The organism is Bordetella sp. (genome assembly GCF_057362025.1).
On the sequence record NZ_JBMQQZ010000026.1, the window covers coordinates 13,758 to 35,019 of the forward strand.

18 protein-coding genes and 1 pseudogene are annotated in these 21,262 nt (G+C 65.4%); 1 reads left to right on the forward strand and 18 read right to left on the reverse strand.

Annotated elements, in window-relative coordinates:
- Nucleotides 1-99: 99 nt before the first annotated feature.
- From ACO1P8_RS06885 to ACO1P8_RS06895, 3 genes are all read right to left on the reverse strand, one after another.
- On the reverse strand, nt 100-1,029 hold the full coding sequence (locus tag ACO1P8_RS06885; RefSeq protein WP_486295160.1) for an electron transfer flavoprotein subunit alpha/FixB family protein: 930 nt from the start codon (nt 1,027-1,029) through the stop codon (nt 100-102).
- 1 nt (nt 1,030) lies between these two features.
- Nucleotides 1,031-1,780, reverse strand: coding sequence for an electron transfer flavoprotein subunit beta/FixA family protein (locus ACO1P8_RS06890; protein WP_486295161.1), 750 nt, complete (start codon nt 1,778-1,780; stop codon nt 1,031-1,033).
- Nucleotides 1,781-1,866: 86 nt separating this feature from the next.
- Nucleotides 1,867-2,790 carry a histone deacetylase family protein gene (locus ACO1P8_RS06895; protein ID WP_486295162.1) on the reverse strand — a complete coding sequence of 308 codons (924 nt, stop codon included), beginning with the start codon at nt 2,788-2,790 and terminating at the stop codon, nt 1,867-1,869.
- A gap of 9 nt (nt 2,791-2,799) precedes the next feature.
- On the opposite strand from ACO1P8_RS06895, the gene mltB reads away from it, so the two are divergent.
- The gene (gene mltB, locus ACO1P8_RS06900; RefSeq protein ID WP_486295163.1) at nt 2,800-4,053 is read left to right on the forward strand and encodes a lytic murein transglycosylase B; all 1,254 of its coding nucleotides are present in this window, start codon (nt 2,800-2,802) and stop codon (nt 4,051-4,053) included.
- On the opposite strand, the gene cysM is transcribed toward mltB, so the two are convergent.
- The 15 genes and pseudogenes from cysM to gyrA form a co-directional block, all read right to left on the reverse strand.
- Complete coding sequence (gene cysM, locus ACO1P8_RS06905) at nt 4,026-4,937, reverse strand: cysteine synthase CysM (RefSeq protein ID WP_486295164.1); 912 nt, start codon at nt 4,935-4,937, stop codon at nt 4,026-4,028. The two genes, mltB and cysM, sit on opposite strands and share 28 nt — an antisense overlap.
- Before the next feature lie 72 nt (nt 4,938-5,009).
- A complete protein-coding gene (locus tag ACO1P8_RS06910; protein ID WP_486295165.1) occupies nt 5,010-5,480 on the reverse strand; it encodes a ComEA family DNA-binding protein in 471 nt (156 codons plus the stop codon).
- A gap of 118 nt (nt 5,481-5,598) precedes the next feature.
- A complete protein-coding gene (gene rfaD, locus ACO1P8_RS06915) occupies nt 5,599-6,594 on the reverse strand; it encodes an ADP-glyceromanno-heptose 6-epimerase (RefSeq protein WP_486295166.1) in 996 nt (331 codons plus the stop codon).
- Nucleotides 6,591-7,529: a D-glycero-beta-D-manno-heptose-7-phosphate kinase gene (gene rfaE1 / locus ACO1P8_RS06920; protein WP_486295167.1), complete on the reverse strand. Its 939-nt coding sequence runs from the start codon at nt 7,527-7,529 to the stop codon at nt 6,591-6,593. The genes rfaD and rfaE1 overlap by 4 nt, the downstream gene beginning before the upstream one ends.
- The gene (gene lapB, locus ACO1P8_RS06925) at nt 7,526-8,746 is read right to left on the reverse strand and encodes a lipopolysaccharide assembly protein LapB (RefSeq protein WP_486295168.1); all 1,221 of its coding nucleotides are present in this window, start codon (nt 8,744-8,746) and stop codon (nt 7,526-7,528) included. Before lapB ends, rfaE1 begins: the two co-directional genes overlap by 4 nt.
- A 63-nt stretch (nt 8,747-8,809) precedes the next feature.
- Nucleotides 8,810-9,133 carry a LapA family protein gene (locus ACO1P8_RS06930; RefSeq protein ID WP_486295169.1) on the reverse strand — a complete coding sequence of 108 codons (324 nt, stop codon included), beginning with the start codon at nt 9,131-9,133 and terminating at the stop codon, nt 8,810-8,812.
- Nucleotides 9,134-9,414: 281 nt separating this feature from the next.
- Nucleotides 9,415-9,777, reverse strand: coding sequence for an integration host factor subunit beta (locus ACO1P8_RS06935; protein WP_094842929.1), 363 nt, complete (start codon nt 9,775-9,777; stop codon nt 9,415-9,417).
- Nucleotides 9,778-9,783: 6 nt separating this feature from the next.
- On the reverse strand, nt 9,784-11,523 hold the full coding sequence (gene rpsA / locus ACO1P8_RS06940) for a 30S ribosomal protein S1 (RefSeq protein ID WP_094842930.1): 1,740 nt from the start codon (nt 11,521-11,523) through the stop codon (nt 9,784-9,786).
- A gap of 182 nt (nt 11,524-11,705) precedes the next feature.
- Nucleotides 11,706-12,386, reverse strand: a pseudogene (cmk, locus tag ACO1P8_RS06945) ((d)CMP kinase); the annotation flags it as partial.
- Nucleotides 12,383-13,717: a 3-phosphoshikimate 1-carboxyvinyltransferase gene (gene aroA, locus ACO1P8_RS06950; RefSeq protein ID WP_486295170.1), complete on the reverse strand. Its 1,335-nt coding sequence runs from the start codon at nt 13,715-13,717 to the stop codon at nt 12,383-12,385. The gene aroA and the pseudogene cmk, both read right to left, overlap by 4 nt.
- Nucleotides 13,718-13,767: 50 nt before the next feature.
- Nucleotides 13,768-14,667, reverse strand: a complete 900-nt coding sequence (locus tag ACO1P8_RS06955; RefSeq protein ID WP_486295171.1) for a prephenate dehydrogenase — start codon at nt 14,665-14,667, stop codon at nt 13,768-13,770.
- Nucleotides 14,664-15,788, reverse strand: coding sequence for a histidinol-phosphate transaminase (gene hisC, locus ACO1P8_RS06960; RefSeq protein WP_486295172.1), 1,125 nt, complete (start codon nt 15,786-15,788; stop codon nt 14,664-14,666). The genes ACO1P8_RS06955 and hisC overlap by 4 nt, the downstream gene beginning before the upstream one ends.
- 69 nt (nt 15,789-15,857) lie before the next feature.
- Nucleotides 15,858-16,943, reverse strand: coding sequence for a prephenate dehydratase (gene pheA, locus ACO1P8_RS06965; RefSeq protein ID WP_486295173.1), 1,086 nt, complete (start codon nt 16,941-16,943; stop codon nt 15,858-15,860).
- Entirely contained in the window at nt 16,936-18,066 is a 1,131-nt protein-coding gene (gene serC / locus ACO1P8_RS06970) for a 3-phosphoserine/phosphohydroxythreonine transaminase (RefSeq protein WP_486295174.1), read from the reverse strand. Before serC ends, pheA begins: the two co-directional genes overlap by 8 nt.
- Nucleotides 18,066-20,723 carry a DNA gyrase subunit A gene (gene gyrA / locus ACO1P8_RS06975; protein WP_486295175.1) on the reverse strand — a complete coding sequence of 886 codons (2,658 nt, stop codon included), beginning with the start codon at nt 20,721-20,723 and terminating at the stop codon, nt 18,066-18,068. The genes serC and gyrA overlap by 1 nt, the downstream gene beginning before the upstream one ends.
- Between the last annotated feature and the right edge of the window lie 539 nt (nt 20,724-21,262).

Consider the following 21,262-nt stretch of genomic DNA (forward strand, 5'->3'; position numbering starts at 1 on the left):
ATAGGCCGCTTGCTGCCGGAAGCAAAACGGCCGCCCACCAGGACGGCCGTTGACGTGCGCGCGGCGGACCGCGATGCGCCTTGGTTCTTCTATATTAAATTAAAGCGCGTTGACCAGTTCCGGCACCAAAGTGAACAGGTCTCCGACCAGGCCGTAATCGGCCACGCCGAAAATCGGCGCTTCCGCGTCCTTGTTGATGGCGACGATCACCTTGGAATCCTTCATGCCCGCCAAATGCTGGATGGCACCGGAGATACCGACGGCCACGTACAGTTGCGGAGCGACGATCTTGCCCGTCTGGCCGACCTGCCAGTCATTGGGTGCATAGCCGGCATCGACGGCCGCGCGCGAGGCGCCCAGTGCCGCGCCCAGCTTGTCCGCCAGCGGGTCCAGGATTTTGAAGTTTTCCGCGCTGCCCAGGCCGCGGCCACCCGATACGACGGCGCGCGCGCCGGCCAGTTCGGGACGATCGCTCTTGGCCAGCTCACGGCCGACGAACGACGACAGGCCGCTATCGGCCACGGGCGCCACCGTTTCGACCTGCGCCGAACCGCCCTGCGCGGCCACGGCGTCGAACGCCGTGGTACGCACGGTGATGACCTTGACCGCATCGCCGGACTGCACGGTGGCGATGGCGTTGCCCGCATAGATCGGCCGTTCGAAAGTATCCGGCGAGTTCACCGCCGAAATGTCGGAGATCTGCGCGACGTCCAGCTTGGCCGCCACGCGGGGCGCGACGTTCTTGCCCGAAGCCGTCGCGGGGAACAGGATGTGGCTGTAGTTCGACGCCACCGCCAGCACCTGCGCGGCGACGTTTTCGGCCAGGCCATCGGCCAGATGCGGCGCATCGGCCAGCAGGACCTTGGATACGCCCGCGATCCGGGCGGCTTCTTCCGCCACGGCCTGCGCGCCGCCGCCAGCCACCAGCACATGTACGTCGCCGCCCAGCTTGGCGGCCGCCGCCACCGTATTCAGCGTTGCCCCTTTCAACTGGGCGTTATCGTGTTCCGCAATAACCAGGCTCGTCATCTCAAACCACCTTCGCTTCGTTCTTCAGTTTGTCCACCAGCGTCGCCACATCGGGCACCTTGATGCCGGCCTTGCGGGCGGGCGGCTCGGTGACCTTCAGGGTCTTCAGGCGCGGCGCCGGATCCACGCCCAGGTCCTGCGGCGTGACGGTGTCCAGCGTCTTTTTCTTCGCCTTCATGATGTTGGGCAGCGTGACGTAGCGCGGCTCGTTCAGACGCAGGTCGGTGGTCACGATGGCGGGCAGTGTCAGCGCGACGGTTTCCAGGCCGCCGTCGACTTCGCGCGTCACCGTCGCCTTGCCGTCGGCGATCTCGACCTTGTTGGCGAAAGTGGCTTGCGGCCAATCCAGCAGCGCGGCCAGCATCTGCCCGGTCTGGTTGGCGTCATCGTCGATGGCCTGCTTGCCCAGGATCACCAGTTGCGGCTGCTCCCTGTCCACCAGGGCCTTCAGCAGCTTGGCAACGGCCAGCGGTTGCAGATCGGCATCGGTCTGGACCAGGATGCCACGATCCGCGCCGATCGCCATCGCGGTGCGCAGCGTTTCCTGGCACTGCGCGACACCGCACGACACGGCGATCACTTCGCTGGCTGTGCCTTTTTCCTTGAGCCGGGTGGCCTCTTCCACGGCGATTTCGTCGAACGGGTTCATCGACATTTTGACGTTGGCGATGTCCACGCCCGTTTGATCGGATTTCACGCGTACCTTGACGTTGTAGTCAACCACGCGTTTGACCGGTACCAAGACCTTCATCCAACAGCCTCCAGATATCGAATAATTGAACGCCGCGCGAGGGCCGCGGCGCTCCGGGAATCGAACGATTCTACAACGGCGGGCGGCTACAGCCGCGCCAGCTCGCGGATATGGGCCACGGCGCTGCGGCCCAGCGCGGAGAGGTCGTAGCCGCCCTCCAGCATGCTGACGACCCGTCCCTGCGCATGACGGTCGGCCACCTGCATGAGCTGATGGGTGATCCAGGCGTAATCCGCCTCGACCAGGCCCAACTGCCCCAGTTCGTCCTCGCGGTGGGCGTCGAAGCCCGCCGATACCAGGACGAGCTGAGGCCGATGGGCCTCCAGGCGGGGCAGCCACTCGCGCGTCACGATCTCGCGCACCTCCGGGCCGGCCGTATAGGCGGGCACGGGGATATTGACCATATTGCCGGCGCTCGGTTGCGCGCCGCTGAACGGATAGAACGGGTGCTGGAAAATTCCGCACATCAGCACGCGCGGGTCGCCGGCGAAAATATCTTCGGTCCCGTTGCCATGATGCACGTCGAAATCGACGATGGCGACGCGCTCCAGGCCATGGCGCGCCATGGCGTGATGCGCCGCGATGGCCACGTTGTTGAACAGGCAGAAACCCATGGCCCGGTCGCGGCAGGCGTGATGGCCGGGGGGCCGCACCGCGCAGAACGCCGTCGGGGCTTCGCCGGTCATGACCCAGTCCACCGCCTGCACGCCCGCGCCCGCGGCGTGCAAAGCGGCTTCGTAGCTGTGCGGGTTCATCTGGGTATCCGCGTCCAGCGCCCGGTAACCCTGGCTGGGGACCGCCGCGGCGAGCGCGTCCACATAGGCGGCGCCATGGGCACGCAGCAGGGCTTCGCGCGGCGCGGCGGGTGCTTCGCGCGCGTCCAGATAGGGCATGATGCCGCTGGCCAGCAGCTGATCCGAGATGGCATCCAGCCGCTGCGGGCATTCCGGGTGCCACTCGCCCATCTCGTGCATGCGGCAGGACGGGTGGGTAAGATACAGGGTCTCCATGGGAGGATTATGTTCACCTGTCGGCAATTACTGCAACTCGGACTGATTACCGCCCTATTGACGGGCTGCTCCACCGCGCAGGATGGCCCGGCCCACGCCGCCGGGCCGTCGGCATCCCAGGCTGGCATCCCCGCTGCGCCGGACGCTTCCGTCCCGCGTATCCGCATCGGCCCGCCACCCGGCGAAGGCTCTGCGTCCACGATAGGCAGCGAAGGCGGCGCCGTGCCGGCGGATGAGCAGCGATCCGCCGTGGCGGCTGCCGACGGGCGCATGCGCGCCGACGTGCAGGCGTTCATCCAGCAACTGGCCGGCCAGCGCGGCCTGCCGGCGTCCCAATTGACCGGCGCGCTGGCGGATGCACGTTACAGCCCGACCGTGGCGCGGCTGATCGCGCCGGCACCCGGCCGCAAGGTGTCGCGCAGCTGGATGACATATCGCGCTCGGGTGGTAGAACCCAGGCGCATCGGCTGGGGCGTGGAATTCTGGCAAGACAACGCCGACACCCTGAACCAGGCGGCGCAGCGTTTCGGGGTTCCGCCGGCCATCATTGTCGGCATCATCGGCGTGGAGACCCTGTACGGCCGCAATATGGGGAATTTCCGCGTTTTGGACGCGCTATCGACCCTGGCCTTCGACTATCCCGATCCTTCCAAGCCCGAGCGCGCACAGATGTTCCAATCGCAGCTGGCGGATTTCCTGACGCTGGTGCTGCAGGGCAAACTCGATCTGCAAACGCAGGGGTCATACGCGGGCGCCATCGGCATGCCGCAGTTCATGCCGGGCAGCATCATGAATTACGCGATCGACGGCGACGGCAGCGGCCACATCGACCTGACCAACAATCCCCGTGACGCCATTCTGTCGGTCGCCAACTTCCTGGTGCAACATGGCTGGGAAAGAGGCCGTCCCGTGTTCGCGCCCATTGCGCTGCCGCCCGATGCCGGCCGGCTGGTGGACGGCGGCCTGGCACCGACGCGCACATGGCCGCAATTGCAAGCTGCCGGAGCCACGCTGAACCCGAACGGAATGCCGGTCGCGGATAACGGCTGGCAGCAAGGCATGCTGGGCGTCATCGACTTGCCGGAAGAGTCCGCCGGCACCGCCGAATATCGTACGGGCACGGTGAATTTCTTCGCCCTGACGCAGTACAACCACAGCTATTTCTACGCCACGTCCGTGGCGGACCTGGGCGCGGCCATCCAGGCACGGATGGCCGCCGTGGCGGCCCGTTCGGCTCAGTTGAATACGCCGGTGGACAGGTAGCGGTCGCCCCGATCGCAGACGATGAAAACGATGGTGGCGTTTTCGACGCGGGCGGCCACGCGCATCGCGCCGACCAGCGCGCCGCCTGAAGAGATCCCGGCGAAAATGCCTTCTTCGGCCGCCAGCCGGCGCGACATCTCTTCCGCGTCGGCCTGCCTGATGTTTTCGTAGGCGTCTACCCGGCCGCGATCGAAAATGGCGGGAAGGTAGGCTTCCGGCCATTTGCGTATGCCGGGGATCTGCGAACCTTCCTCCGGTTGCGCGCCGATGACCTGGATCGCCGGATTGCGTGCCTTCAGATACGTGGACACGCCCATAATGGTGCCGGTGGTACCCATCGCGCTGACGAAATGGGTGATGCCGCCTTCGGTCTGCGTCCAGAGCTCCGGCCCGGTGCCCTCGATGTGGGCCCGGGGATTATCCGGGTTGGCGAACTGGTCCAGCACCTTGCCCTTGCCTTCGCTCTGCATCGCCGTGGCGAGATCGCGCGCGTATTCCATACCGCCCTTGTCGGCGGGGGTCAGGATCAACTCCGCCCCGTAGGCCGTCATGGCGGCGCGGCGCTCCACCGAAAGGTTGTCAGGCATGATCAGGATCATGCGGTAGCCGCGCATCGCCGCCACCATGGCCAGCGCGATGCCCGTATTGCCGCTGGTGGCCTCGATCAATGTATCGCCCGGCTTGATTTCGCCGCGCGCCTCGGCGTGGCGGATCATGGACAAGGCAGGCCGGTCCTTGACCGAGCCCGCCGGGTTGTTGCCCTCCAGCTTGGCCAGGATGACATTGCCGCGGGCGGCATTATCGGCCCCAGGGATGCGCTGCAAGCGCACCAGCGGGGTATTGCCGACTGTCTGTTCGACGGTGGGATAGGTGACGGTTTTCATGCTTCAACTATAACCCTGCGCCTGGATGGCCGACGCGAAGGCCGCGTCGGCGCCAGGGATACGTGCGGGGGATCAGTGAGCGCCGCGCGGTGGCACGCGGGCGGGCTGCGTAGCCTTGTTGCGTCCCGGCGCACCGCTGGCCGTGGCAGCGCCGGTCGACGGCCGGATGCCGGGGGCGGCCTGGCCGGCCGTCACGCGCAGGCCGGCGGCTTCCAGCGCCTGGACGCGACGCGGCCCAATGCCGCGAACGCGGTCGGAGAGGTCTTCCATGGACTCGAAGCGCCCGCCGCGTTCGCGTTCCTTGACGATGGTTTCGGCCGTTTTCGGCCCGACACCGCGGATGGCGCGCAACTGGTCGACCGTGGCGCTGTTCACATCCAGCGCTTGTGCCGGCAGGACCGCCAGCGAGAGGCCGGCGGCCAGCGCCAGCCGGCCGAACGCGCGCTGCCAGCGCGATCGCCGCGGTGCCGCCATGCGCGGCGCCGCGATACGGGCAGGCGGCGCCTGGAAGGTCGCCACGGGATTATGCAGAAAAGGGTTCATGTAGCCTCCGGACAGCGGGTGAAAGGCGTTGGTGGGTGGCGTCTGGAACGCCATGGCCATCATCGCTTGCCGCCGTCCGGGGCGAAGCGCGAGTGAACGCAAAGGTCCACCCGGGAATCTACGCTTGCTTGCGCGCGCGCCAATAGCGCACGTATTCCGCCACGCCCGTCTGCACGTCGCGCATGGGCTGGTCGAAGCCGGCCGCGCGCAGGCGGCTGGTGTCCGCCTGGGTGTAGCTCTGGTAGCGGCCCTTGAGGTCGTCGGGGAATGGGATGTAGCGGATCAACCCCTGGCTGACGAGCTGATCCAGGGCAAGCGCGGGCTCGCCCCGCTCTTCGCGCAGCGCGTTGACCACGGCCATCGCCACATCGTTGAACGGCTGCGCCCGTCCGGTTCCGCAATTGAAGATGCCCGACGTCTTCGGGTTGTCCAGGAAGTGCAGGTTGACCGCGACCACGTCTTCGACCGAAATGAAGTCGCGGCTTTGGCCACCGTCGGGATACCCGTCCCACCCCGCGAACAATCGCACATGGCCTTCGGCCAGGAACTGGTTCATGTTGTGAAACGCCACGGAGGCCATGCGGCCCTTGTGCTGCTCATGCGGGCCATAGACGTTGAAGTAACGCAGGCCCACGACCTGTGCCGTCAACCCGGACAACCGCGTGCGCAGCACCTGGTCGAACAGCAGTTTGGAGTAGCCGTAGACGTTCAGGGGATGTTCGTTGGCCGGGTCTTCCGCGTAGACCGACGAACCGCCATAGGTGGCCGCCGAGGACGCATAGAGGAAAGGCACGCATTCCGATTGGCAGTAGTCGAACAATTCCAGCGTCACGCGGTAATTGTTGTCCATCATGTACTTGCCGTTGCGCTCGGTCGTATCGGAACATGCGCCCTGGTGAAACACGGCCTTGACGTTCGGCAATGCGCGCCGGGACACCAACTGGCGGAAGTAGTCCTTGTCCATGTAGTCCGCGATACGGCAATCCGCCAGGTTGACGAATTTGTCGCCATCGCTCAGGTCGTCCACCGCGATGATTTCCTGGATGCCGCGCCGGTTCAGACCGCGCACCAGGTTGCTGCCGATGAAGCCTGCCGCTCCGGTAACGACGATCATGATAGGTCTCCCAATTCCTTTGCACTGACAGTGGACGTGCCCAGCTTGCCGACCACCACGCCCCCGGCACGGTTGGCCCAGCGCATGGCCAGCGGCCACGGCATGCCCACCGCGCGCGTAACCGCCAGCGTGGCCAGGACAGTATCGCCCGCGCCCGAAACGTCGAAAACTTCGTGCGCCTGGGCATCCACGTGCTCGCTGCCCTCGTGCGTAAAAAGCGTCATGCCCTGTTCCGAGCGCGTCACCAGCAGGGCTTCCAGGGCCAGGTCGCTCCGCAGGCGCTGCGCGCGCGCGGCCAGGTCTTCCTCGGACGCCCATCGCCCCACGGCCTGCTGCATTTCCGATCGGTTGGGCGTCACGAGCGTGGCGCCACGATAGATATCGTAGTGGTCGCCTTTCGGATCCACCAGCACAGGGACGCCGGCGGCCCGGGCGCTCTGGATGAGCTGCGGCACGCGCGTCAATGCGCCCTTGGCATAGTCGGACAGGACCACCACGTCATGGCCGGCCAGGTGCCGTTCGAACTCCGCGCCCAATGCGTCCAGGGCGGAAGCACGCGGGGACTCCTCGAAATCCACGCGCAGCAACTGCTGTTGGCGACCCAGGACGCGCATTTTCAGGGTCGTGGGATGGCCGGCGTCGGCGACCAGCGCCGGGACGATGCCGGCATCGCGCGCAAGGGCGTGTATCCGTTCACCCGCCTCGTCCGCGCCGACCACGCCTATCAGGGTGGCTTGTCCACCCAGGCTGACCACGTTGCGCGCGACGTTCGCAGCCCCGCCCAGTCGATCCTCGCGGCGCGCCACGCGCACAATCGGCACCGGCGCCTCCGGCGACACGCGATCGACCTCGCCGAACCAATAGCGGTCCAGCATCACATCGCCTACGACAAGGATGCGGCGACGCGAAATGTCGCCCACGGGAAATGCACTCATTCAAGTTCTTCCAAACGGCGCGGCGCATAGGTTTCCCATGCGTTGCAGCCCGGACATTGCCAATAATAACGGCGCGCCTGAAAACCGCAGGAACGGCAGGCATAGCGGTCCAGGCGCTGGGTATGCTTGTGAATCAGGCTGCGCAACAGGGTAAGGTCGGCCCCGGGCACCGGGCTGACTTCGCCGTCCCCGCCGGGAGCGGCCAGTTCGGCTTCCAGCAGGCGATCCAGGCCGAGCAGCGAGGGATGATGGCGCAGCGCGGCACGGGCAAAGGCCCAGGCCGGCGTCGCCCCCTGCAGCGCGCGCAATTCGCGGAATACCACGTTGAACAGATCCAGCGACGGATACTTGGCGTACTGCTTTTGCAGCAGGTCGAGCGCCGCCTCGGCGCTGTTATTCGCCCGATAGCTGTTGAGCAGGGACTCGGCCACCAGGCCAGCGTATTCCGGTTCGTCGGTCAGGACGGACTCCAGGTGCAGGCGCTCGCGCTTGGCGTCGCCCTCGAGGGCGGCAAGCCGGGCACGCAGCATTGAGATCCGCACCAGCGAGCCTTTACTGGGCGTATTGCCCTCGCCCGCAATGCTGGCCGCGTGGTCGGCCGCGTCCAGGGCGGTCAGCGCGGCGTCGATGTCCGGCGGCTGCGTGGACATGGCCTGTTGGGCCAGCTCGCAGTGGTAATGCACCAGTTGGGGCACCGGCTCGTCCACCAAACCGCGCAGCGTCTTGACGGCATCGATGGCGCGCGGGCAGTCGTGTTCGGATTCGTAGATGCGTATCAGCGAGCGCAGGGCGGGCAGCGAATAACGCGTATCGCGCAGTTGCTTGAAGCCGGCCTCCGCCCGATCCAGCATGCCCGCCTTCAGGAAGTCCTGGGCCAGTTCGTGCTGGGCATGCTCGCGCTGCGCGACGGGGAGGTCCGCGCGGTTGAGCAGGCTTTGATGCACGCGGATGGCGCGCTCCATTTCCCCGCGACGCCGAAACAGGCTGCCCAGGGCGAAGTGCAGCTCGGTGGTTTCCGGATCCAGCTTGGCGACTTCGACGAAGGCGTCGATCGCGCGGTCCGGCTCTTCATTCAGCAGGAAATTCAGGCCGCGAAAGTAGGAGTCCGGCAGGACCCGGGTTTCCGACAGCATCTGGCGGATATCGAAACGCGCCGCCAGCCAGCCCAGCGCGAACAACAGAGGGACGAAAATCAACCACCAGGGTTCAAAATCCACGGCGCTCGCTCATGCAGGGTTGGGACACGCGCCGCAGTGCGGCGATGAAAACGGTCATCGGCATCACAGGGGCGACATCGGGGCGATGGCTTCCGGCGGTACATCGGCCGGCTGGCCGGCCTGGTTGTTCATGGCAGCCTGCATGCGGTCCAGCTCCTTGCGCAGGCGTACGGCTTCGCGCCGGCGGCGCATCGCCGCGGGTACGGTCAACAACAGCCCAAAGATGGCACCGACCACGAAAGTGACCAGCATGACCACGATCAGCGGCACATCGTGCATGATGTAGTCGCCGTAGAAATTGACCTGGACAGGGTTGGTGTTCTTGAGCGCGAACATCAGCACCGCGACGAATACGATCAATCGCAGCGCCCAGACGAAATAGCGCATGACGCGAGCTCCACAGGGTTGGATATCAGGATTGTAAGCGCGCTTTGTGCCGGCCACCCCAATCTCATCAATGCGCCGGCGGTCTCGTTGGCGGCCGGGGACGACTTTTTGCCTTTCGGCACGCACGGGGCAAAAAAAAACCACCGGTTCGCGGTGGCTTTTTCTGCCTGCTATCGGAGAGACCCGACGGAGAGACCCAACGAGGAATGCCGGCGGAAGCCTGGCTGCAGGGCACGGCGAAGACACCGGCCCGGTCAAGGCGGCAAGCGCCGCCGGCCGGATCAGAGCATCGCGTGGGCACCCACGCCCGACACCGCGGTTTCCACGCTGTCGCCGGCAGCATTCGACGAAGCCTCGTCGGTGCTGTCCAGGTCGACACGTTCGCGAAGTTCCTTGCCCGCCTTGAAATGCGGCACCTGTTTACCAGGCACCAACACCTGTTCGCCGGATTTGGGATTGCGGCCGATGCGCGGGGAACGCCGCGACAACGAAAAACTGCCGAAACCCCGGATCTCGATACGCTGGCCCGCGGCAAGTGCCTGGGCCATCGCATCGAGGATCGTCTTCACGGCGAAATCGGTATCGCGGGCGGCCAGCTGTGGATAGCGGGCCGCCAAGGCGGCGATAAGCTCCGACTTGGTCACAACGATTTAACCGTCGTTGCGCTGCTGGTCCAGCTTGGCCTTCAGCAGGGCACCCAGGTTGGTGGTACCCGACGAAGCGCTGGCTTCAGACATGCGCTGGATCGTATCCGCGGTTTCGGCGTTGTCACGCGCCTTGATGGACAACTGGATCGAACGCGTCTTGCGATCGACGTTGACGATCATGGCTTCGATGTTGTCGCCGGCGTTCAGCACCGTCGTGGCGTCTTCGACACGGCCCGAGGAGATCTCGGACGCGCGCAGATAGCCTTCGACGTCAACCGACAGCGTCACCACGGCGCCCTTGGGCTCGACCGACTTGATCGTGCCAGGAACGACCGCGCCCTTGTCATGGGTCGCGACGAAGTTGTTGAACGGATCGCCTTCCAGCTGCTTGATGCCCAGCGAGATGCGTTCCTTGTCGGTGTCGATGCCCAGAACCACGGCTTCGATCTCGTCGCCCTTCTTGAAGTTGCGCACGGCTTCTTCGCCGGACTCCGTCCAGGACAGGTCGGACAGGTGCACCAGGCCATCGATGCCACCGGGCAGGCCGACGAACACGCCGAAGTCCGTGATGGACTTGATCGCGCCCTGAACCTTGTCGCCACGCTTGAAGTTCGTGGCGAACTCTTCCCACGGATTCTGGCGGCACTGCTTCATGCCCAGCGAGATACGGCGACGGTCCTCGTCGATTTCCAGGACCATGACTTCGACTTCTTCGCCCAGGGTCACGACCTTGCGCGGATCGACGTTCTTGTTGGTCCAGTCCATTTCGGACACGTGCACCAGGCCTTCGATACCGGCTTCGACTTCGACGAACGCGCCGTAGTCGGTCAGGTTGGTAACCTTGCCGAACAGGCGGGTACCCTGCGGATAACGACGGGCCAGGCCCACCCACGGATCTTCGCCCAGCTGCTTGACGCCCAGGGAGACACGACTCTTTTCCTGGTCGAACTTGAGAACCTTGGCTTCCACTTCCTGGCCCACCTGCAGGACCTCGGAGGGATGGCGCACACGGCGCCATGCCATGTCGGTGATGTGCAGCAGACCGTCGATACCGCCCAGGTCCACGAACGCGCCGTAGTCGGTGATGTTCTTGACCACGCCCTTGACCACCGCGCCTTCGTGCAGGGTTTCGAGCAGCTTCTGGCGCTCTTCGCCCATGCTGGCTTCCAGCACCTGGCGGCGCGACAGCACGACGTTGTTGCGCTTGCGGTCCAGCTTGATGACCTTGAATTCGAGGGTCTTGCCTTCGTACGGCGTCGTGTCCTTGACCGGACGCAGGTCGACCAGCGAACCCGGCAGGAACGCGCGGATGCCGTTGGTCATGACGGTCAGGCCGCCCTTCACCTTGCCGGTGATGGTGCCGGTGACCAGTTCGCCGTTGTCCAGCGCCTGCTCGAGCTGCAGCCAGGCCGACAGGCGCTTGGCGCGGTCGCGCGACAGGATGGTGTCACCGTAGCCGTTTTCCAGCGAATCGATGGCCACCGAGACGAAATCGCCCGGGTTGACTTCGACTTCGCCCTGATCGTTCAGGAATTCTTCCAGCGGAATCAGCGCTTCGGACTTCAGCCCAGCATTGACGACGACGAAGTTGTGGTCGATACGCACGACTTCGGCACTGATGACCTCGCCGGACTTCATGTCCTGGTTCTTGAGGCTTTGGGCAAACAGGTCGGCAAAGCTTTCACTGCCCATGGCGTCAAGGACAGCAGTAGAGGGATTGGAAGACATTGAATTGAAATCCATAGGCCAGGATGGCCTGGTTGTATGTGCACGCCAGCACGGCTTGCCCGTACCAGCGGAGTGGAACAAAACCGACGGGAACAGCGCTATCTGGGAGCGATATTCCCGGCGGCACCGGAAGAACCTTTTGCTTTCCCTGCCGTACCCGCGGCGCCGGGCTTGAGCACACCGTCGCGCGGGCCGTTCCAGAGATCGAGTATGGCTTGCACCGTTTCCTGAGCCGTCATTTTCGACGAATCCAATACCTTGGCGTCCGCAGCCGGCGCCAGAGGCGCCACCGAACGCTGGGTATCGCGGGCGTCGCGCTCGCGCATATCTCGCAGAAGGTCATCAAGATTAGCAGAAATACCCTTTTCCATCAACTGCTTACGCCTTCTTTCCGCCCGCGCTTCCACATCCGCGACCAGGAAAACCTTGAGTTCGGCGTCGGGGAAGACCACCGTGCCCATATCGCGGCCGTCGGCCACCAGGCCGGGGGCCCGCCGAAAGGCGCGCTGGCGGTCGAGCAAGGCCTGGCGCACCGATCCGAAAGCCGCCACCCGCGAGGCGAAATTACCGACCCGCTCCTGGCGGATGTCGTAGCCGACCTCGCGGCCGTCCAGATAGATATGCGGGCCGTCGAAACGCACCGGCAGCGTGCGGGCCGCCTCGGCCACGGCGGCCTCGTCCTCCGGCGCGATGCCCTGTTCCAGCGCCGAGAGCGCCGTAAGACGGTAGAGCGCCCCGCTATCGAGCACCGTCCAGCCCAGGCGCCGGGCGACGCCGTGCGCCACCGTCCCCTTGCCGGAAGCGGTGGGGCCGTCGATGGCAATAACGGGGGGCGGCGCCGCGACGGTGTCCCGGGTCGTATCGTCTGCCTGCGTCATACGGGCTCCTCGCCGCCGACCAGGCCGGCATATACGTCGAAATACGTGGGGAAGGTCTTGCTGACACACCCCGGATCCAGGATGCGGACGGCGGCCGGCCCGAAGGCGGCCAGGGACATCGACATCGCCATCCGGTGGTCGTCCCAGGTTTCGATTTCGGCGTCGCGCCAGGCATCCGGCGCGGGCGGCGTCACTTCCAGCCAGTCGGGACCCGACGCCACGCCGGCGCCGAGCTTGGCCAGCTCGGTCTGCATGGCATGGATGCGATCGGTCTCTTTGACGCGCCAGCTGCCGATGTTGCGCAGTCGGCAGGGACCGTCGGCAAACAGGGCCAGCGCGGCTGCCGTCATGGCGGCATCGGGGATCAGGTTGAAATCCGCGTCGAAGGCGCGCAGGGTTTCGCCGTTCGCGACCCGGACACCGCGCGACTCGATCCAGTCGGCGCCAAACTCGATGTGCACGCCCATGGACTCCAGGGTCCGGGCAAAGGCCACGTCACCCTGTATGCTGTCGCGCCCTACCCCCTGCACCCGGACCGGGCCGCCGCCGATGGCGCCCAGCGCCAGGAAATACGACGCGGACGAGGCATCGCCCTCGACCGCGATGCGGCCGGGGCTGCGGTAGCAGGCGTTGGCGGGTACGGTGAAGCGCGACCAGCCGTCCCGCTGCACCGCCACACCGTAGCGCGCCATCAGGTTCAGGGTGATTTCGATATACGGCTTGGAAATCAGCTCGCCGACGATCTCGATCACCAGGGGCTCGCCCACGGTGTTGGTATAGATGGGGGCGGCCAGCAGCATGGCGGTCAGGAACTGACTGGAAACGGCACCCGGCATACGCACGGGCCCATGCGTCCCCAGCGGGCCGCTGCCGATATGCAAGGGCGGATAGCCTTCCTGGCCGGTGTAGTCGATGCGCGCGCCCAGCGCGCGCAAGGCATCGACGAGATCGCCGATGGGCCGTTCATGCATGCGCGGCACGCCGGAAATGCGATAGTCGCCGCCCATCAGGGCCAGGGCGGCCGTCAACGGGCGCACGGCGGTGCCGGCATTGCCAAGGAAAAGATCGGCCGACGGCTGCGCGAAGCGCGCGGCGCCCCGCAGCGTGACCCGCCCTTCCCCCTGCTCATCCAATGTGACCCGCAGCGCGCGCAACGCAGCCAGCATCACGCGGGTATCGTCGGAATCCAGCAAGCCGGAGATTTCCGTGGTGCCTTCCGCCAGCGCCGCCAGCAAAAGCACCCGGTTGGAAATACTCTTGGACCCCGGCAAGGATACCGTGCCCCGCGCCTGGACCGCGCGCGGCAGATCGAGAAAAGAAGCTCCGCTCATGTAAGCCCGTGTCCTGTCGTAAACCGTAGTCAGTCGCCCGGCGCGCGGGCCTAGTGCCCCGGCTTCCAGTCCCGCCGGAACCGCGCCGCCTCTTCCAGCAATGCTTCCAGCGCCGCACCGTCGCCGGCGTCCAGCGCCTGTTCCGCTTCGTCGAGCACCGCGCGCACCTGGGCCAGTTCCGCCTTCATCGCGGCACGGTTGGAAAGGAAAATATCGCGCCACATTTCCGCCGACCCCGCCGCAATGCGGGTGAAGTCGCGGAACCCCGTTCCGGCGATGGCAAGCCCCCGCCGGCAGTCCGCGCTGCGCGCCACCTGCGCCACGTATACGGCCGCCAGGAAATGCGGCATATGGCTGACCGAGGCCAGCACCTGGTCGTGCTCGGCGGCATCCATGTCCAGCACGCGGGCGCCGCAGGCTTCCCAGGCGGCCCGCACACGCGCGACGTCGGCCGCCAGGTTTTCCGGCAGCGGGGTCAGGATAACGCTGCGTCCAGTATAAAGACCTGGATCGGCAGCGTCAGGGCCGATTTTCTCGGCGCCGGCAATGGGGTGCCCAGGAACGAAGCTGGCGATGCGCTCGCCCAACGCCGCCCGCGCCGCCTGCGCCACGGTCGACTTGGTGCTGCCGGCGTCGGTCACGATGGCGCCGGGCTTCAACGCAGGCCGCATTTCGGCCAGTATGGCCCCGAAAGTGCCCACCGGGGCCGCCAGCATGATCAGGTCCGCCCGTGCCGCAGCCTCGGCGGCGCCCACCGCTTCGTCGATCAGGCCCAGTTCGCGCGCGCGTTCCAGCGATGGCCCGTTACGGCCCACGCCCAGGACCCGCCCCACATGGCCCGCCCGCCGCAAGGCGGCCGCGAAGGATCCGCCGATCAGGCCGACGCCCACCACGGCCAGTACTGGAATCGGCGGCGCCGGCACGCGTGCGTCAGCGGGCCCGGCCGTCATGATGGCTTCAGGACTTCGCCGAGCGCATCGATGAAACGCGCGTTTTCCTGCGGCAATCCGATGCTGACGCGCAGCCATTCCGGCAGGCCGTCGCCGGCGACCGGCCGCACGATCACACCCCGCTTGAGCAATTCAAGGTTGATGCGCGCCGCGTCGCCCACGTGCACCAATACGAAATTGCCGTAGCTGGGCACGTATTTCAGGCCGAGGGTGTCGAAAGCCTGGCACAACTGCGCCTTGCCTTCCTTGTTGAGGCGGTAGGAGCGCTCCAGGAAATCGCGGTCCTGCAGTGCCGCCGCGGCCGCGGCCTGGGCCAGCGTATTCACATTGAAAGGCTGGCGCACCCGGTTCAGAAGGTCCGTCAGAGCGGGCTGCGAGATGCCGAATCCGACACGCAGGCCAGCCAGCCCGTAGGCCTTGGACAGCGTGCGGGAAACGATCAGGTTGGGAAACTCGCGCACCCAGGCCACACTGTCGAAACGGTATTCCGGGTCCAAATACTCGTTGTAGGCCTCGTCCAGCACCACCACGACGCGCTCGCCGTGGCGTTCGCGCACCTGTTCCAGGAAGGCCTGGACACGCGGTGCCGGCAGGAAGGTGCCGGTGGGATTGTTCGGGTTGGCAATGAACACCACGCGGGTATCGTCGGCGATGGCGTCCAGCATGGCGTCCAGGTCGTGCCCGTAGTCGCGCGCCGGCACCATGATGTGGCGCGCGCCGCGTGCCTGCGTGGCCAGCCGGTACACCATGAACGCATGCTGCGCGTAAACCGCCGAAGTGCCCTTTTCCAGGAGCGCCAGGGCGACAAGTTCCAGGATGTCGTTGGATCCGTTGCCCAGCGTGATCCAGTCCATCGGCACGCCATACAGCCGGCATAGTGTGGACTTCAGTTCGAAGCCGTTAGGGTCCGGATAGCGGCCCAGGGCATTCGCGGCGGCCAGCATCGCACTGCGCGCGGACTGGGGCATGCCCAAGGGATTTTCGTTGGACGCCAGCTTGACGATGGTCGCCGGATCCAGGCCGAACTCGCGTGCGAGTTCTTCGATGGGCTTGCCGGCCTGATAAGGCGCGATGGCGCTTACGTGGGCCGGGGCGGCCAGGGTTTTGTTCGTGTCAGTCATAGCGGATTGGGCTTGCGCCGCGCGCGGGGCCCGGCCGTGCCGGAGCGCCGCGTGCGGCGACGCCGCCCTTCATTGCGCGGGATAGGAACCGAGGAGTTTGAAGAAAGCCACTTGCGAGCGCAGCGCCTCGAAGGCACGGGCGACGTGCGGATCCTGCGCGTGGCCCAGCACATCCACGTAAAAATAATATTCCCATTGGCCCGTGCGTGCCGGACGGGACTCGAATCTCGTCATCGACACTTTGTTTTCCGCCAGGGGTGCCAGCATTTCATACACCGCGCCGGCGCGGTTGGGCACCGCCATGATCAGGCTGGTCTTGTCGTTGCCGGTCGGCTGGGTGGGAATCGTCCCCAGCGCCAGAAAGCGCGTGCGGTTGTGCGGGTCGTCCTGGATACCCGCGCTGATCACCTGCAGGCCCCAGCTCGACGCGGCCGATTCGCCGGCGATGGCGGCGACAGTGGGATCCTGCGCCGCGACGCGCGCGGCTTCGGCGTTGCTGGAGGCGGCCGAGCGGGCCAGTTCCGGATGGTTGCGGCTCAGCCAGAGCTGGCACTGCGCCAGGGCCTGCGGATGCGCCATGACGGTCTTCACGCCATCCAGGGAACCGCTCTGCGACATCAGGCAATGCCGAATGATGAGCGAGCGCTCGCCCATGACCGTCAGCGAGGTATTCAGCAGCAGGTCCAGGGTGCGGTTGACGGCGCCTTCGGTGGAGTTCTCTACCGGCACCATGCCCACATCGGCCTGCCCGGCTTCCAGCGCGCGAAAGACTTCATCGAACGACGGACAGGGCAAGCGGTTCACCGCATGGCCGAAATGCTCCAGCGCGGCCTGTTCGGAATATGAACCCTCCGGCCCCAGGTAGGCCAGCGTCAATCCGCGCTCCAGGCCGCGGCAGGCGGACATGATTTCGGTCCAGACGGCCGCCACCGCTTCGCGGGGAATCGGACCGGCGTTCATAAGCTGCAGCCGGCGGATGACTTCCGCCTCGCGGTCCGGGCGCAACACGGGGCCATCCGCGTTCTCGGCATGCTTGACTTCGCCGACCTCGATGGCCGTGCGGGCGCGCAAGGTCAGCAGCTCCAGGATCTGCGCATCCAGCGCATCGATGCGCTCGCGCAGCGGGCGCAACTTTTCGGCAAGGGAATCAGCCATGGCGTCGTTCGAAATCCTGCATATAGGCCACCAGCGCCTGAACGGCCTGCAGCGGCACGGCGTTGTAGATCGATGCGCGCATGCCGCCTACGCTCTTATGGCCCTTGAGCTGGGTCAATCCGGCCTCGTCGGCCCCTTTCAGGAAAGCCTCGTTAAGCGATTCGTCGGTAAGGATGAAGGGCACGTTCATGCGGGAACGCACGGGGACGTGGACGGGATTTCGGTAGAAAGCGGTGCTGTCCAGATAACCGTACAGCAGCTCGGCCTTGGCGATGCTGGCACGTTCCATCGCCGCAACGCCGCCCTGCGCCTTGATCCACTTGAAGACCAGGCCGGCGATGTAAATGGCGTAGGTCGGAGGCGTGTTGTAGCGCGAGTGCTCCGGCGCCACGTTGGCATAGTCGAAGGCCGCCGGACAAATGGGCAGCGCGTGGCCGATCAGATCGCGGCGCACTATCACCACCGTCACACCGGCAGGCCCGGCGTTCTTCTGCGCGCCGGCATAGACCATGCCGGTGCCGGCGATATCCATGGGACGCGAAAGGAAATGCGAGGACGCGTCCACCACGAGCGGAACGTCGTCCACCCCCAGACGCGCCGCCGTGGGCCAATCGGTGAACTCGACCCCGCCGATGGTTTCATTGCTGCAGAAGTGCAGGTAGGCGGCATTCTTGCGCACCTTCCAGCTTTCCACGGGGGGTACCCAGGTCCACGCCTTCTGCGCCTTGCCATCGAGCTGGACTTCCGTCCCGCTGCTGGCCGCGATCGCCACATCGCCGTACTTGGAAGCTTCCTTGTGCGACTTCACCGACCACTGGCCGGTCAGCACGTAATCGGCGGCTGCCGCGCCGCGGCGGCCGATCAGGTTCAGCGGAACGATGGCGTTTTCCGCCGTTGCGCCGCCTTGCATGAACATGACCGCGTAGTCGTCCGGCACCGCCAGCAGATCGCGCAGGTCCTGTTCGGCCTCATCGCAGATCTGCACGAATTGCTTGCCGCGATGGCTCATTTCCATCACGGACATGCCGCTGCCGTGCCAATCGAGCATTTCCTCGGCCGCTTGCCGCAGCACGGGCTCCGGCAAGGCCGAAGGCCCCGCCGAGAAATTCCAGGGACGCGCCATTATTCCTCCGTCGGCTCAGTCGCTGTGTCTCCGTCGGTCGAGTCGGCCGGCGGCTGCGCATCGTCGCTTTCCGCCTCGCCATCGAGGTCGGCATCGCTTTCCACCACACGGCGCACGCCGGACAGGCGGCTGCCATCGTCCACGCTGATCAGCGTCACACCCTGCGTGGCGCGGCCCATTTCGCGGATCTCCGCGACGCGGGTACGGACGAGCACACCGCCCGTCGTGATCAGCATGATCTCGTGTTCGGGCTGGACCAGCACGGCACCGACAACCTTGCCGTTGCGCGAGCTGGTCTGGATGGCGATCATACCTTTGGTGCCCCGGCCGTGGCGCGTGTATTCCGTGATGGAGGTGCGCTTGCCGAAGCCGTTCTCCGTAGCGGTCAGGACGCTCTGCTCTTCGTCGCCGGCCACCAGCATGGCGATGACGCTCTGGCCGTCTTCCAGCATCATGCCGCGCACGCCGCGCGCGTTGCGGCCCATCGGACGCACATCGTTCTCGTCGAAGCGCACGGCCTTGCCGGCGTCGGAGAACAGCATGACATCATGCTTGCCATCGGTCAGGTCGGCACCGATCAGGTAGTCGCCCTCGTCCAGATCGACCGCGATGATGCCGGCCTTGCGGGGGTTGGAGAAATCCGACAGCGGGGTCTTCTTCACCGTGCCGCGCGAAGTCGCCATGAAGACATAGTGGTCGTCGCTGAATTCCTTGACGGGCAGCACCACGTTGACTTTCTCGCCATCGACCAGCGGGAACATATTGACGATGGGCTTGCCGCGCGAAGTACGCGTACCCTGCGGCACTTCCCAAACCTTGAGCCAGTACACCCGGCCGCGATTCGAGAAGCACAGCAGGTAATCGTGGGTATTGGCAATGAACAGCTGATCGATCCAGTCGTCGTCTTTCATCGCCGTGGCCTGCTTGCCGCGGCCGCCGCGCTTCTGCGCGCGGTATTCAGACAAGGGCTGGCTCTTGATATAGCCGCCATGCGACAAGGTCACGACCATGTCCGTGGGCGTGATCAGGTCTTCGGTATCGAGTTCGGTGGCGTTGAGCTCGACTTCCGAACGACGCACATCCTTGGCCGCCGTGGCGAACTCGGCCTTGATCGCCTGCAGTTCGTCGCTGATGATGGTGGTGATGCGTTCGGGCTTGGCCAGGATGTCGAGCAAGTCGGCGATGGTAGCCATCACTTCCTTGTATTCGCCGACGATCTTGTCCTGCTCCAGCCCCGTCAGGCGCTGCAGGCGCATGTTCAGGATTTCCTGCGCCTGGGTATCGCTAAGTCGGTACAGGCCGTCCTGCTGCATGCCGTAGCTGGGCAGCAGGTCGTCGGGACGGTAGGCCGCGATGCCGCCGGGGGTCTCGCCGTCCGCGCGCGCGAGCATTTCACGCACCAGGGAAGAATCCCAGGCGCGCGCCATCAATTCCTGCCTGGCGACCGGCGGCGTGGGCGCCGCCTTGATGATGGCGATGAATTCGTCGATATTGGCCAGCGCCACCGCGAGGCCTTCCAGCACGTGGCCGCGTTCGCGGGCCTTGCGCAACTGGAATACCGTGCGGCGCGTCACCACTTCGCGGCGATGCTGCAGGAAGTATTCCACCATCTGCTTCAGGTTGAGCAGGCGGGGCTGGCCGTCGACCAGCGCCACCAGGTTCATCCCGAAGGTATCCTGCAGCTGCGTATTCTTATAGAGGTTGTTCAGCACGACCTCTGGCACTTCGCCGCGCTTGAGCTCGATGACCAGGCGCATCCCGTCCTTGTCCGACTCGTCGCGGATATCGGAGATGCCCTCGATCTTTTTCTCGTTGACCAGTTCCGCGATACGTTCCTGCAGCGTCTTCTTATTGACCTGGAAAGGAATGGCATCGATCACGATGGCCTGGCGGTTGCCCTTCTCCATATCCTCGATATGGGTCTTGGCCCGCATGACGACCCTGCCCCGGCCGGTGCGATAACCCTCGCGCACGCCGGACAGGCCGTAGATGATGCCGCCCGTGGGGAAATCGGGGGCGGGAATGAGTTCGATCAGCTCGTCGACGGTGCAGTCCGGATTGCGCAGGCAATACAGGCAACCGTCGATCACTTCCTGCAGATTATGCGGCGGAATATTGGTGGCCATCCCCACTGCGATGCCGGAGCTGCCGTTGACGAGCAGGTTGGGCAGCCGCGACGGCAGCAACAGCGGTTCTTTTTCGCTGCCGTCATAATTGGGGCCGAAGTCCACGGTTTCCTGGTCGATGTCGGCCAGCAGCTCGTGGGCGATCTTCGCCAGGCGGATTTCGGTATACCGCATCGCCGCGGCATTATCGCCGTCGATGGAGCCGAAGTTGCCCTGGCCATCCACCAGCATGTAACGCAGGGAGAAGTCCTGGGCCATGCGGACGATGGAGTCGTAGACGGCCTGGTCGCCATGCGGATGGTATTTACCGATCACATCGCCGACGATACGCGCCGATTTCTTGTAGGCACGGTTCCAGTCATTGTTCAGCTCGTGCATGGCGAACAACACGCGCCGGTGCACCGGCTTGAGGCCGTCCCGGACGTCCGGCAGGGCGCGCCCGACGATCACGCTCATGGCGTAATCGAGGTAGCTGCGGCGCATCTCTTCTTCCAGCGATACCGGAAGCGTCTCCTTGGCGAAGGAATCCATATATATAAGTAGGTGGCGACTCGAGTGAAGCCCTGGCCCGTGGCGACCCGTGGCGACTTGGTGACCCGCCCGACCGGCCAGGAACTGGCACCTTGCGCGGCAGGGAGCGGCACGCCGCGCCGCGCGACATGGCCGTCGGGGAAACAGGAAATTCTATCATTGCGAGCCCCCAAGGACGGGGACGCGCCGTTCGCGATCGCCCGGGACGCGCGGCGGGTGCATACTCATCCAGCGGCTTTCCAGGCCCTGCATGCCCTGTTGCCAAAAACCAACACAGGGGAAGGACTGGGCGGCGAAATGGTCCAGTCGGGCATGAATGCACGGGTCAGGGCACGACAAATGCCTTAAGATTGTTTCCAGCACGCAGGAAACCCAGTCGCAATCCTTTGAACCTATTCTTGGCGTTGCTATACTGGCCCCGTTTTCCTGATAGCGGCGGGGGTTCGCTGCGAGTCACTTATCCAGCTTCAAGCTCAACGAGGAGAAACATGAACAAACCCTCCAAATTCGCTCTGGCGCTCGCGTTTGCCGCCGTTACG

Excerpts from the sequence above, each read along its gene's own strand:
- gyrA (WP_486295175.1), bottom strand. The coding sequence starts at position 20,723 with ATGGATTCCTTCGCCAAGGAGACGCTTCCGGTATCGCTGGAAGAAGAG.
- rfaD (WP_486295166.1), bottom strand. The coding sequence starts at position 6,594 with ATGATCGTCGTTACCGGAGCGGCAGGCTTCATCGGCAGCAACCTGGTG.
- ACO1P8_RS06955 (WP_486295171.1), bottom strand. The coding sequence starts at position 14,667 with ATGACGGCCGGGCCCGCTGACGCACGCGTGCCGGCGCCGCCGATTCCA.
- cysM (WP_486295164.1), bottom strand. The coding sequence starts at position 4,937 with ATGAAAACCGTCACCTATCCCACCGTCGAACAGACAGTCGGCAATACC.
- ACO1P8_RS06890 (WP_486295161.1), bottom strand. The coding sequence starts at position 1,780 with ATGAAGGTCTTGGTACCGGTCAAACGCGTGGTTGACTACAACGTCAAG.
- rfaE1 (WP_486295167.1), bottom strand. The coding sequence starts at position 7,529 with ATGAGTGCATTTCCCGTGGGCGACATTTCGCGTCGCCGCATCCTTGTC.
- ACO1P8_RS06895 (WP_486295162.1), bottom strand. The coding sequence starts at position 2,790 with ATGGAGACCCTGTATCTTACCCACCCGTCCTGCCGCATGCACGAGATG.
- ACO1P8_RS06930 (WP_486295169.1), bottom strand. The coding sequence starts at position 9,133 with ATGCGCTATTTCGTCTGGGCGCTGCGATTGATCGTATTCGTCGCGGTG.
- hisC (WP_486295172.1), bottom strand. The coding sequence starts at position 15,788 with ATGACTGACACGAACAAAACCCTGGCCGCCCCGGCCCACGTAAGCGCC.
- rpsA (WP_094842930.1), bottom strand. The coding sequence starts at position 11,523 with ATGGATTTCAATTCAATGTCTTCCAATCCCTCTACTGCTGTCCTTGAC.
- ACO1P8_RS06885 (WP_486295160.1), bottom strand. The coding sequence starts at position 1,029 with ATGACGAGCCTGGTTATTGCGGAACACGATAACGCCCAGTTGAAAGGG.
- pheA (WP_486295173.1), bottom strand. The coding sequence starts at position 16,943 with ATGGCTGATTCCCTTGCCGAAAAGTTGCGCCCGCTGCGCGAGCGCATC.
- aroA (WP_486295170.1), bottom strand. The coding sequence starts at position 13,717 with ATGAGCGGAGCTTCTTTTCTCGATCTGCCGCGCGCGGTCCAGGCGCGG.
- serC (WP_486295174.1), bottom strand. The coding sequence starts at position 18,066 with ATGGCGCGTCCCTGGAATTTCTCGGCGGGGCCTTCGGCCTTGCCGGAG.
- mltB (WP_486295163.1), top strand. The coding sequence starts at position 2,800 with ATGTTCACCTGTCGGCAATTACTGCAACTCGGACTGATTACCGCCCTA.
- ACO1P8_RS06910 (WP_486295165.1), bottom strand. The coding sequence starts at position 5,480 with ATGAACCCTTTTCTGCATAATCCCGTGGCGACCTTCCAGGCGCCGCCT.